The 13,241-nt window shown below is 71.7% G+C and carries 4 protein-coding genes; all 4 read right to left on the bottom strand.

Going from position 1 to position 13,241, the window contains the following annotated elements; genetic code table 11:
* Positions 1–7: 7 nt before the first annotated feature.
* On the bottom strand, positions 8–2,677 hold the full coding sequence (locus ABD254_RS10070; RefSeq protein WP_344248102.1) for an MMPL family transporter: 2,670 nt from the start codon (positions 2,675–2,677) through the stop codon (positions 8–10).
* On the bottom strand, positions 2,670–3,389 hold the full coding sequence (locus ABD254_RS10065; RefSeq protein ID WP_344248100.1) for a TetR/AcrR family transcriptional regulator: 720 nt from the start codon (positions 3,387–3,389) through the stop codon (positions 2,670–2,672). The genes ABD254_RS10070 and ABD254_RS10065 overlap by 8 nt, the downstream gene beginning before the upstream one ends.
* 71 nt (positions 3,390–3,460) lie before the next feature.
* Positions 3,461–3,733, bottom strand: a complete 273-nt coding sequence (locus ABD254_RS10060; protein WP_344248098.1) for a GlsB/YeaQ/YmgE family stress response membrane protein — start codon at positions 3,731–3,733, stop codon at positions 3,461–3,463.
* A gap of 141 nt (positions 3,734–3,874) precedes the next feature.
* Positions 3,875–13,033 (bottom strand): DUF5979 domain-containing protein, encoded by a 9,159-nt coding sequence (locus ABD254_RS10055; protein ID WP_344248096.1) that lies wholly within the window; start codon positions 13,031–13,033, stop codon positions 3,875–3,877.
* Positions 13,034–13,241: the final 208 nt, after the last annotated feature.

Genomic DNA, 13,241 nt, shown 5'->3' with positions numbered 1-13,241 from the left:
GGCCGGCTCAGCCGACCGTCGCCCGCACGGGCTCGTCGGCCGGGGCGCCGTCCTCGACGTGCGGGTGCCGGCGCTCCAGCGCCGACCCCTCCACGTCGACGTTCGGCAGGATCTTGTCGAGCCACCGCGGCAACCACCACGCGGAGTCGCCGAGCAGGTGCATGAGCGCCGGCACGACGAGCATCCGCACGACGAACGCGTCGACGAGCACGCCGAACGCGAGGGCGAACCCGATCGACCGGATCATCGCGTCCTCGGCGAAGACGAACCCGCCGAACACCGAGATCATGATGATCGCCGCCGCTGTGACCACGGAGCGGCCGGCCCGGAATCCCTGGGCGACGGCGAGGCGCGCCGGGGCGCCGTGCGCGTACGCCTCCCGCATGCCGGAGCCGAGGAACAGCATGTAGTCCATGGCCAGGCCGAACAGGATGCCGACGAGGATCGTGGGCAGGAAGTTGAGGATCGCCCCCGGGTTGTGGACGCCGAAGACGCTCGACAGCCAGCCCCACTGGTAGATCGCCACCACGCCGCCGAGGGCCGCGAAGTAGGACAGCACGAAGCCGAGCGTCGCGATCACCGGCACGAGGATCGACCGGAACACGACGATCAGGATGAGCAGCGACAGCCCGATGACCACGCCGAGGTACAGCGGCAGGGCGTCGGACAGCTTCTGCGAGATGTCGATGTTGCCCGACGCCGCGCCTGCGACGCCGATCTCGACGTCCCCCGTCACGGACGCGCCGTTCGTCCCCTCGGCGTCGATCGTCAGCGGGGACAGGCCGCGCAGCGTGTGCACGAGCTGCTCGGTGGACTCGCTGGTCGGACCGTCCGCGGGGACCACCTGGAAGGCGATCACCGTGCCGTCGTCCGACGTCCCGGCGGGCGCGACGGCGACGACGTCGTCCTGGGCGGCGAGCTGGGTGGCGATCGCGAGCTGGGTCGCGACCTCGTCCTCCTCACCGACCGCCTGGGGCAGGTCCGCGACCACGAGCAGCGGCCCGTTGACGCCCGGCCCGAACGCGTCGGCGACCGTCGTGTACGCCGCGTACGACGTGGAGTCCTCGGGTGCCGAGGACCCGTCGGGGAGGTTGGTCCGCAGGTCCAGCGCCGGGATCGCGACGACGCCCAGGACGGCGACGCCGAGCACGACGCGGCCCACGGCCACGGACGTGCGCATCGGCCTGAGCGGCTTCGCGGGCTCCGCGGCCGCGTGCTCGGCGGCGTGCGCGTGCGGGCCTTGCGCGTCGGCCGGGGCGGCCGGCGCGAGGCGCGCGCGCTCCTTGCGGCTGAGGATCCGCAGGCCGATGGCCGACAGCAGGCTGGGCGTGAGCGTCACCGAGACCAGGACCGCGACGGCGACCGAGGCCGCGCCGACGGTGCCCATGAGGCCAAGGAAGGGGATGCCGGTGACGTTGAGCGCGAGCAGCGCGATGACCACCGTCGCCCCTGCGAAGACGACGGCGTTCCCCGACGTCCCGTTGGCGAGGGCCACCGACTCGCGGACCTCGTAGCCCTCCTTGAGCTGGTGGCGGTGCCGGTTGACGATGAACAGCGCGTAGTCGATGCCCACGGCGAGCCCGAGCATGAGGCCGAGCACCGGCGTGACGGACGACATCTGCACGACGCCGGAGAACGCGAGCGCGCCCAGCGCGGCGACGCCGACGCCGATCAGCGCGGTGAGCAGCGGCAGCCCGGCGCCGATGAGCGTGCCGAGCATGACGACGAGGACGATAGCCGCCACGACGAGGCCGACGATCTCGCCCGGCCCGACGACGGAGGGGGTCTCCTGGGCGATGTCGGAGCCGAAGTCCACCTGCACCCCGTCGACGTCCGCGACCCCGTCGTCGATCGTGTCGATGACGGCGTCCTTGGTCTCCTGGGAGAGGTCCATCTGCGCGTCGGTGAACATCACCGTGGAGACGGCGGTCGAGGCGTCGTCGGACACGAGGCTGATGCCCGAGGAGAGGTCGAGCAGCTCCCTGCCCTGCTCGAGCTGGGTGGCCTGCTCGTCGAGCTCGGCGGCGCCGTCCTCCAGCTCCGTGGCCTTGGAGTCGAGCGTGTCCTGCTGCGCGTCCAGCTCGGCGAGCCCGGCGTCGAGCTGCTCCTGCTGGGCGTCGAGCTGCGGGGCGGCGTACTCCGCCTGGCCCGCGGCCTCGGCCTGCGCGCGGGCGTCGTCGAGCTGCTCCTGGCCGGCCTCGAGCTCGGCCCGCGCGTCGTCGAGCTGCTGCTGGCCGGCGTCGAGCTGCTCCCGGCCGTCCGCGAGCTGGTCGCGGCCGTCGGCGATCTGCTGCTCGCCGTCGGCGAGCTGGTCGGCCTGCTCCTCGCGGTCGGCCTCGGTGGCGAACGGGTCGACGACCGCCTCGACGCCGTCGATGCCCTCGACGTCCGCGAGGACGTCCGCGACCTGGTCCTGCTGGTCGGCGGTGAACGCCTCGCCGCCGGTGGTGCTGAGCACGACGGTGCCCGTGCCGCCCGCGGCCTCCGGCATCTCGGTGGCGAGCCGGTCGGTCACCTCCTGGGTGGGGGTGCCCGGGATGGAGAAGCTGTCGGACAGCGTCCCGGCACCGACGGCGTAGCCGACGCCCGCGATCGCGAGCACGGCGATCCAGGCGGCGATGACGGTCTTGACGCGCCGGGACGCGAACCGCCCGAGGCGGTAGAGGAGCTCAGCCATGGTGTCCTTCGGTTGCGGGAGTGCCGGGTGGGGCGGTGGCGGTGGCCAGCGCGGGGGCGAGGTGCGCGAGGAGGTCGGCCCAGACGCCGCGCGCGGCGGCGTCGGACGCGGCGCCCGTGCGGGTGAACCAGTGCCGGTGCAGCACGACGAGGCTGCTCATCGTCTGGGCGACCAGCAGCTCGACGTCGAGCAGGTCGACGCCGGCGTGGCGGCTCACCAGGTCGTCGGCGACGCGCTCGCTGACCTCGGAGAGCGACCGCAGCAGCAGCATCGCCTGGTGCGGCGGCACGACGGCGGCGTCGGCGCACTCCCCCGCCAGCCCGAGGCCGCGCGTGAGGGAGGCCATCGGCCGCACGAGGTCGGCGCGGCGCAGGGCGCCGACGAGGTCGTCCAGGACGGCGGCCCGCCGCGCGTGGGCGTCGTCCCGGTGCGGCTCCGGCGGGCGAGCGGCGAGGAGCGCGTCGCGGACCGTGCCGAACGCGTCGGCGCCGACGGCCGCCACGACGTCGTCGAGCGACGGGAAGTGGTTGAAGACGGTGCGCCGGGAGACCCCGGCGCGCGCGGCGAGGTCCTCGACCGAGAAGTCGACGCCCTCCGTGTCGTGCATCAGCCCCGCCGCGGCGTCGACGAGGTCGCGGCGCGTGCGGGCCTTGAGCTGCGCCCGGCGCCCGACGGTCGGGTCGTCGGCGCGCGGGGACGGGGTCGGGGACACCAGGCGACAGTAGGACGCTAGTTGCACTCAGTGCAACGAAGTGCCGGGTGACCCTCGTCTCAGAACACTGGTCAGGTCGTGTCGCGGCGCCCCATCGTGCCGGCGACGATCGAGACGCCGATCGCGGCGAGGACCACCTGGAAGAGCAGCTCGATCCAGTCGATGCCGCCCGTGTCCCGCACGTCGAACAGGCTCGCGACAAAGGTGCCCAGCAGCGCCGCGACGATCCCGACAAGGATCGTCACGATGATCGAGATGTTCTGCCGGCCGCGGACCAGCAGACGCCCCAGCGCGCCGATGATCGCGCCGATGATGATCGCGGTGATGACGCCCTCGATGGTCATGGTGACGCTCCCTCCTCGACCGCGGCGCCCGGGTAGAGCGCCTCACCGTGAACGTACGACCGACCCCGCTTGCACGCCCCCGGACGCCGGTCGAGCCTGTCGAGACCGGGTCTCGACAGGCTCGACCGGAGGTGACGGCTGTCAGCCCTGGCGGCGGCGGCGCACGTTCACCAGCACCAGGCCGGTCGCCGTCAGCAGGATGACGAGGCCCACGAGCCGGAGGATGTCCGCGCCGGTCCGCGGCAGGATGCCGCCGCCGTCGGTACCGTCCGGCTGCTCGGGAGCAGGCGGGGGCGGCAGCTCCGGGAAGGTGTTCGTCACGGTCACCGACGCCGGCTCCGCCGCGACGGTCGCCGCGCCCGGGTCGCCGGACTCCACGGCCGAGACGGTCGTGGACTCGGCGCCGCCGTCGTCCGTCTCCGTGACCACGCACTCGGCGCCGATCGGCAGGCCGTCGTACATGACGGTCTCGCCACCGGTGATCTCCCGCGCGGCGCCGCCCGGGATCTCGAGGTCCGCGCCCTGGAACGTGCACTCCAGGGTCACCTCGAACGGACCGACGTCGTAGGCGTCGCCCTCGAAGTCGACCACCTTGTCCACCGCGATCGACCCGACGTCGAACGTGTTGGTCACGGTGACCGTCGCGGGGTCCGCATCCGCTGTCGGCACGACGGTCTGGCCCGGCTCGCCGCCCTCCACGGTCGTGGAGACCGTGGACGACGTCGCGCCCGCGGCGTCCGTCTCCGTCACGACGCACTCGGCGCCGATCGGGAGCTGGTCGTAGACCGCCGGCTCGTCCGGGGTCACCGTGCGGGTGGCCCCGCCGGGGATCTCGATCTCCTCGCCGTCGAACGTGCACGCCAGCGACACCTCGAACGGTGCAGTCACGAACTCCGCAGCCGGCCCGTCCACCACCTTCTCTACGGTGATCGACCCCGCATCGTAGGTGTTGGTGACGGTCTCCGTGACCGGATCCTGGAAGGACGCCTCGTCGTCGACCGTCACCGTCTCGGGCGCGATCGTCACGGTCGTGGCGCCCGCCTCGTCGGTCTCCGTGGCGGTGCACTCCGCGCCATCCGGGAGCCCGAAGTACACGCCGGGGAATCCAGGACCGAACCGCCGGGTCTCCCCGCCGGGGATCGGCACGTCTTCGCCCTCGAACGTGCAGGAGAGCTCGACCTGGTACGGGAACGCCTCGAACGGGATAGCGCTGAAGTCGTAGTCCGCCAGCTCGTCGAGAGTCGTGGGCAGCGGCGGGAAGTCCGGCATCGGCGGCGCGAACTGGGCCGCGTCGCCGTCCACCACCTTCTGCACCACCAGCGGGCTGGTCTCGAAGGTGTTCGCCATCGTGACGTCCACCGACGTGACCTCGCCGTCCTCGTTCCCTGGCACCACGAGGTCCGCCGACGGCGGCACGAACGGGTCGGCGTCGCCGTCGAACTCCACGGGGTCGCCGCCGTCCACGGACACGCTCGTGGACGACGCCCCGAACGTGTCAGTCTCCGTCACCGTGCACTCGGCTCCCACGGGCAGGCCGTCATAGACGACCGGGTTGCCCGGCGTGAGCGTGCGCGTCGCGCCACCGGGGATCTCGATCTCGGCCCCGTTGAACGTGCAGGCGAGCTCCACCTCGAACGGCCCCGGACCGTAGAGCGCGCCAAGCCCGGCGAGCTCCTTGTCCACCTGAACCTGGCCGAGGTCGAACGTGTTCGTCACCGTGACCGTCACCGGCTCGGCGTCCTGCGCGGCGACCGTGACCGTCTCCGGCTCGATCGTCGTGCTGGTCGCGCTGCCGTCGTCGGGCTCGGTGACGGTGCACTCGGCCCCGACCGGCAGGTCGTCGTAGCTGACGGCGTCTCCCGGCGAGAGCGTGCGGACCGCACCGCCCGGGATCTCGATGTCGTTCCCGTTGAACGTGCAGGCGAGCTGCACGTCGAACGGACCGGCGCCCCACGCCTCAGCACCGTCACCGTCCACCGCCTTGTCCACCACGACCGACCCGACGTCGAACGTGTTGGTCACAGTGAGACCGACTGTCTCGTCGCCCGCGGCGGGAACGACCACCTCTCCCGGCTCCCCGCCGTCCACGGTGGTGGAGATCTCCACGGCGGTGGCGCTGCCGTCGATCGACTCCGTGACGACGCAGTCCGCGCCGACCGGCAGGCCGTCGTAGAGCACGGACGTGCCCGGCTCGATCGTGCGTGCCGCGCCGCCAGGGACCTCGATCTCCTGGCCCTCGAAGGTGCAGGTCGCGGTGACCTCGAACGGACCGGAGCCCCACAGCTCCGCGCCGTCACCGTCCACCACCTTGTCGACGCTGAACTGCCCGACGTCGTAGGTGTTGGTGATCGTCGCCGGGATCGGGGTGAGCGGGCTGCCGGTGTCCGTGATCGTCACCGTCTCCGGCTCGATCGTCACCGAAGTGGCGCCGCCCTGGTCGGTCTCGGTGATGGTGCACTCCGCGCCCTCCGGGAGCCCGAAGTACAGCGCCGGGAACCCGGGGCCGAACCGGCGGGTCTCCCCGCCGGGGATCGGCACGTCCTCGCCCTCGAACGTGCAAGCGAGCGACACCTCGTAGGGGAACTCGTCGAACGGCACCTGGGCCAGGTACTCCTCGAGCTCGGCCAGGTAGTCCGCGAGCTCCTCGTCCGTGATCGGCGGGGTCGGCCGGACCGGCGGGTCCGGCAGGTCCGGCATCGGCGGCGCGAACTCGGATCCCTCGACGTCCACGACCTTGGTGATCTCCAGCGGGGCTGTGTCGAACGTGTTCGTCACGACGATCTCGACGGCCGTGGGCTCGCCGCCCTCGGCCGGCGGCACGACGACGTCGGCGCTGGTGCCGTCGATCGGCTCGCCGCCGTCGACGGTCATCGTGGTCGACGACGCCCCGAAGGTGTCCGTCTCGGTGATCGTGCACTCGGCCCCGACGGGCAACCCCTCGTAGAGCACCGGGTCGCCCGGGAGGAGCGTGCGGGTCGCGCCGCCGGGGATCTCGACATCCTCGCCCTCGTAGGTGCAGGCGATCTCGACCTCGAACGGCCCCGGCCCGTACAGCGCGCCGAGACCGGCGAGCTCCTTGTCGACCTGGATCGTGCCCAGGTCGAACTCGTTGGTCGCCGTGACGTCAACGGTCTCGCCGGAGCCGATCGTGACGGTCCCGTCCTCCGGGTCGAGCGTCGTGCTCGTCGCGCCGCCGTCGTCGGTCTCGGTGACGACGCACTCCGCTCCCGCCGGCAGGTTGTCGATCGTCGCCTCGAGCGGGTCGACCCCGCCGAGGCTCACCGAGTCGTCGTAGACGGTGCGTGCCTCGCCCGGCCCGTCGCCGTCGTCGTCATACGTGCACACGACGTCGAAGACGAACGGCCCGTCTCCGAACTCGTCCGCGCCGCTGCCCGTGACCTCCTTGAGCAGGTGCAGCGAGCCGACGTCGTACGTGTTGGTCAGCGTGACCTCGTTGGTGCTCGCGCCGACCACGTCACGCGTGAGGGTGAGGTCCGTCGACGGCCCGTCCGTGGTCACCGGGTGACCGGGGAGCCCCTGGTCGACGGTGATCGTCACCGAGGATGCGTTGCCCGTGCCGGTCTCGGTCACGGTGCACTCGGAGTTCACCGGAAGCCCGGTCAGGGTCACCGTCTCGCCGTCGGTGATGGTGACCACCATGGGGTTGTCCGGGCCGTAGCCCTCGGCGTACACGTCCTCGCCGAGGAACGTGCACTCCACCGTGGCCTCGAACGGGCCGAACGGGACGGGCTCGCCGTCCTGGTCCACGGCGTCGGTGACGACCTCCTTCGAGATCTCGATGCTCGACAGGTCGTACACGTTGATCGCCGCGAGGGTCACGACGTCGGGAGACTCGCCGATCGTCACGGAGCCCACGACCAGCTCGGTCTGCCCGGCGGACGGGTCCTCGGTCAGCGTGCACTCGGCCCCGTACGGCAGGTTCGGCACGGTCACGGGCGTCCCCGGCGTCACGGTGATGGGGATGGGATCGAGCTCCGTCTCCACCCACGTCCCGACCGCCGAGGTGCACTCGACCATGAGGTCGAACGAGTCCGGCGCGTACTGCGCGCCCTCGCCCGTCACGAGCTTGCTCACCTCGAGCGGGCCGGTGGCCGTGGCGACGCCCACCTTGACGCCCTCGGTGGGCAGCAGGTTGAAGTTGCCCTGGGGTGCCACCGTCACGCCGGAGGCAGCCGCTGAGTTCCAGGCGATCGACCGGTCGCCGGCCTCCGGAGCCACCGGCGGCGTGGTCGTGGTGCCTTCGAGGGCGACGGCGTCGCCGGGCTGGAACAGGTTGTCCTCCGCGAAGATCACCACCGCCTTGAGCGCCGTGATCGACTGGTAGACCTCGTCGCTCTCGTCGCCGGTGAGCTCCACCCAGCCCGACTCCGGGTCGTCCGTCGGGCAGATCGGCTCGTTGAGCGGGTCCTCGATGTCGTCCCGGCAGTAGTCCTGCGTGGTCGAGTAGTAGAACGTCGTCTCCGCGTCGTCCGGGACGTTGACGAACTGGGGCGGAGGATCGTTCGTGAGGATCGGCTGCCAGGCCGAGCCGCGGGCCGCGCCCGCGTAGGAGCCGGTGTCCCCGGGCACGGGCAGGCGGTCGTACAGGACGAGCTTGCTCATCGGCAGGTTGCCGACGTTGTCGACGCGGACTCGCCAGGTCTCGTCGTGCCCCGGCGCGATGACGGGGGTGCAGGGGTACGCGTAGAAGCCGAACGCGTTCGTCGTGCACTCGTCGGGCGGGTCGGTCTCCGCCGGGTCGACGATGACGTCGAGCTCGTCGTCGTCCGTGGCCTTGACGAACTTCTGCTGCTGGAGCGCCGCCGATCCCGTCGGGGTGACGTCCGCGCTGGCCTCGCAGGCACCGGTCTCCGGGTTCAGGGTCGGCGAGCACTCGTCCCACGGCCGGTCGCCCGTGACGCCCGCCGTGTTCTCCACGAGCGTCTGCGGCGCGAGACCGAGCCGGAACTGCACCTGCACCGTGATCGTGTAGCTCTGCCCGACCTCGAGCACCGAGCCCGCGGGGAACGTGAACCCCAGGCTCTCGAGGTTGCCCTCCTGGTCGACGGTCACGTCAGCTGCGTCGTTCGGCAGGTCCGGCGTGCTCGGGTCGGGGTCGGCGACGCCGCCCAGCGCATAGCTGAAGGGTTCGTCGACGTCGTCGGCCAGCTCGAGCTGGGCGCCGTCGTCGTCCACCGGCATCGGGTCGCTGACCACCGGGTCGACGATCGGCCGGTCGCCGGTGTTCGTGAACGTGATGTTCATGGGGAACGTCGCGTCGGGCGCCTGGGTGCCGCCCGTGACGTCGTCGGCGAAGTCCTTGACGATCGTCACCCCGTTGGTGGCGTGCTGGTAGAGGATTGAGGACTCGGCCTCGTCGGTGTTCGAGACGGGCACCAGGTCGCCGGTCTCCGGGTCGACGACGAGGTCCGCGCCGGTCGTGCTGCCCTGCACGGAGTTGCTCGCGACGCCCGGGGCCGTCTCGCCCGGTGCCGTCGGGTTGCCCTCCAGGTCGTGCTGCACGTCGCCGCCGGAACGCATCTCGTCGCGGCGCAGGATCTGGATCGGCACCGGCTGGGTCGGGGTGGCCGGGTTCTCCCAGATGTCCCCGTCCGCGCGGCTGAAGGTGAACCGCAGGCCCTGGACGTCGGCCGGGTCCACCCCCGCCGGGAGGGCGAAGGTGCTGGACGGGGTGCCCTCGACCCAGTCGCCACCCGTCACCGTCACCGGGTCGGGCGAGCCCGGCTCACCGGAGAACGTGCCGCCGGTGAACACGTCGACCTGCACCAGGTCGATCGGGTTCACCAGGCCGGCGCTCGGGTCGAAGCCGACGAAGTCGTACTGGTTCCAGAACTGCGGGTCGTCGTCGGTCAGCACCATCTCGACGCTGCGCGACGGGCCGAGGGGCCGCCCCGTGAGCGTCATGACCACGGGCGTGTCGCCGTCGGGGCCCACCCCGTTGTTGGGCTCCACGATCGTGTCGGGGTCGAACGACTTGGTGACGTCGAGCGCGATCGCGGCGTCCTGCAGGACCATGTCCGCGTCGTCGAACGCCTGGCGGACGTCGCCGCCCGTGCCGCCCGGGTCGTCGAGGGTCGCGACGGCGCCGTTCGGCACCGGGCTGTAGTCCGCGACCGTGATCGGGGCGTCCGTGTACCGGTCGGTCTCCCGCAGCTGCAGCGTGAGGTCCATGGTGCCGGCCGCGCCCGGCTCGACGAGGCCGTCGTACGCGACCTCGACGCCCACGACGTCGACGAGGTCCTCGGGCGCCAGCGCCTCGGCCTCCGCCTCGGTGAAGGTGTCCGTCGTGTCGTCGTCGTAGGTCAGGGTCACCGTCGTGGCCTCGGTGCCCGTGGGCGGCGAGAGCTCGATCGCGGTGAGGGTGAAGGCGTCGAACGGCGGGGTGCCGTCCGCCGTCTGCACGTCGTCGGAGTCCTGCGCGCCCGGGTCGGCGAGCCGCAGCTCCTCGATCTTGGCGGCCGAGTTGTTGGTGCCGGTGACCGTCACCGTGGTCGAGGGGTAGAACTCGTCCGGCGTGCCGGCCGGCGGCACGGACAGCGGGCCGCCGGTCCACTCCTTGTCCACCGTCACGTTGAGCGGCACGTCGAGGATCTCGGCGGTGTCGGCGTCGGCGGCCGTGAAGTCCTCGCCGTCGTACGTCGCCGTGCCCTCGGCGGTGTCGTTGACGACGCCCGCCGTGTCGGTGTTGTACATCGTCCCGGAGGTCGCGCCGAGCACCGCCTCGGTCGGGTCGCTGCGCTTGAAGTCGCGCACCTGGAACGTGAGGTCCAGGTGGCGGCCGTCGGACTGCGTGGACCGTGCGACACCCTCGCCCGCCGCCGGGGCGGTCGGGTCGGCCGGGTTCGCCGACCGCGACGGCGACTCGATGTACGTGAGGCGCACCGACGTTGCCGACTCCTGCTCCTCGGCCGTCAGCGTGTACCCGGGGAACGTGCCGTCACAGGCCTCCGGACAGGGGTCCCCCGACGCCTCGACCCACGCTCCGTCGATGAACAGCTCGACGCTGGTGACCTGGTCGTATTGGATCAGCGGGTCGACCGACGCATCGATCGGGTCCACGCTGACCAGGTTGAAGGCGTCGTAGAACGAGTCCGCGATCGCCGTGGCCTCGGGGTTCTCGATGTCCGAGATGACCATCGGGTCCACGCCCGAGAACCCGCCGGTGGACCACGTGATCTGGGCGGTCACCTGGTCGTCCGTGCGGGCCCGGACGGTCGCCGGGTCCCCGAGCATCGTCTTGTCGATGAAGTCGCCCGGGCCCTCGCCGTCCACGGGGAACGGGTCGACGGTGTCGCAGCCCTCGACCGGTTCGGTCATGTCGATGTTGTCGGCCGACGCCGCGGAGTAGCCGCAGTTCTCGATCGGGGCGTCGCGGTCCGTCGGGCCGGTGTAGTCCGCGGTGAAGTTCGGCTGGAACTCCGTACCCGGCGGGAATCCGTCCTCGGAGGTGAAGACGAACTGGACGCCCTCGGCGCCGGCGGGGAGGTCACAGTTCACCGTGGCGGGGCCGTCCGTGGGGCCGCAGCCGGGCGCCGGCTCCCAGGAGTCGCCGTCCCAGTAGTTGACGGTAAGCGTCGCGTTCGCGGGCACGTCGGTGCTGCGCACCCCGGTGGCCTCGAAGTTCTCCCAGAACTCGCCCGGGTTCTCGGGGTCCACCGGCTCCTGGACGACGAAGGTGTTCGCCTCGGTGGTCGAACCGTCCGGCCCGAAAGGCAGGAGCGAGCTCGGCAGCTGCACGACCACGCTCTGCCCCGGCACGGCCGGGATCGTCGACGGCGTGACGATCTTCTCGATGTCCGTCGCGAGCCGGTCGACGAGGGTGACGAGCTCGGCGTCGGCCGTGGCCGGGTCGGCGCTCGGCACGTCGGCCTCGATCTCGTTGGGGTGCGTGACGTTGTCCGGGGTCTGGTCAGGGTCGGTGTCCGCCGTGAACGGGACGGTCGCCGCGCCACCGTTGACGATGGTCCCGGTGTACTCGATGGTGAACCCGACCACCTCGCAGCCGGCCGGCGGGTCGGGCAGCGTGTTCGCCGTCGTGGTGCTGTCGCTCGGCGTCGAGCCGTCGGCACAGGTGAAGGTGACCGTGGCCTCGGTCGCGCCCGTGGGCCACACCACGCCGGCGCCCGCGCCGTCGGTGCCCCACCCGGTGAAGGTGATCGGGTCCTCGCCCTCGAACGGGCTGTCGGTCCCCGGTGCTGGCTCGATGATCGTCATCGTGTCCACGGGCGTGCCGGTGTTCGTGGCGCCCAGGGTGACCGTGGTCGGGTCTCCCGCGCTCACCTCGGCAGGGTCGAAGCTCTTGGAGGCCGTGACGCTCGTGTCAGGCGGCGTGATGAGGTAGGTGTCCTCCGCCTCGACCGGGTCGGACTGCGCGTCGTCGAGCGTCACGAGAGACGACGTGTCGTTGGTGATCGTGGTCGGGTCGTTGAGCTCGGTGACCGCCTCGCTCTGCTGCACGTTCACCGGGATGGTCGCAGTGGCCCCGGGCTGGATGTCGCCGCTGAACGTGTAGCGCACGCCCTGCACCGTGGTGGGGTCCACCGTGTCGTCCAGCGGCTCCCAGGAGTCGCCGTCCCAGTACTCCTCTTCCACCGTGTCCGCGTTCGGCGGCAGGTCGATGTCGCCCGTGCTCGCGTACTCGAGGTAGGTGAACGGGTTCGGGTCGGCGGTCGGGTCCACCGGGTCCTGCACGACGAGCGTGTCGACGGGGGCGTTGGAGGTGTTGGTGCCCTCGAGAGTCATAGTGGCCGGGGTGCCCGGCTCGGCGAGCGCGCCCTCGGGCTCGATGGTCTTGGCGGTCTCCGAGTCGAGCGCGAGCTCGACGACGGGGATGATCTCCACGTCGTCCGACGCCGGCTCCGTGTTGTCGCCGTCGACGGTCGCCGTGTTGGGGATCGGCACGCCGTTCTCGCTGAACGGGAGGTCGGGGTCCACCTGCGCCGTGACCGTGATGAGCGCCTGCGAGCCGTTGTTCGTCGAATCGTCGGTGTACGTCACCGTATTGGTGCCCGGGTCGGCTACGACGTCGCCGTCGCCGCTGCTCACCGTCGCGTCGACGAGGATCAGCTCGTCGGGCAGCACGTCGGTCATCACGCTGTTGATGCAGGGGTCGTTGTTCGGGTCGGAGCAGGAGATCTGGATCGCGTAGACCACGTTGTCCCCGGGCTCGTACGGCCCCGGCCCGCTGGTGACCTGCTTCTGGATGCCCCACTCGGCCGCGGACGCCGACGTCGCCGGCACCAGCAGCACGGGGAGCGCGAGCGCCACGGCGCCCAGCACGGACCAGCCGCGGCCGAACCGCCGCCCGTCCCGGCGCCTCCTCCCGTGACGCGCCGTCCGGCCCCCCGACCTGCGACCCTCCACCATCAGTGCCCCTCCCACCTCGGTGCAAAGCTCGCGCGCGACCTCGTGCGCGAGCACCCCCTACCGAAGTTGCCAGACATCTGGGTCTTTGGCGCGCCGAACGGGAATTTCGCTCCTCGGTGCC

Source organism: Isoptericola hypogeus, assembly GCF_039531145.1.
GTDB classification, from domain to species: domain Bacteria; phylum Actinomycetota; class Actinomycetes; order Actinomycetales; family Cellulomonadaceae; genus Isoptericola; species Isoptericola hypogeus.
The sequence above is the reverse complement of the archived record's forward strand: the minus strand, read 5'-3'. Positions and strand labels throughout refer to the sequence as shown.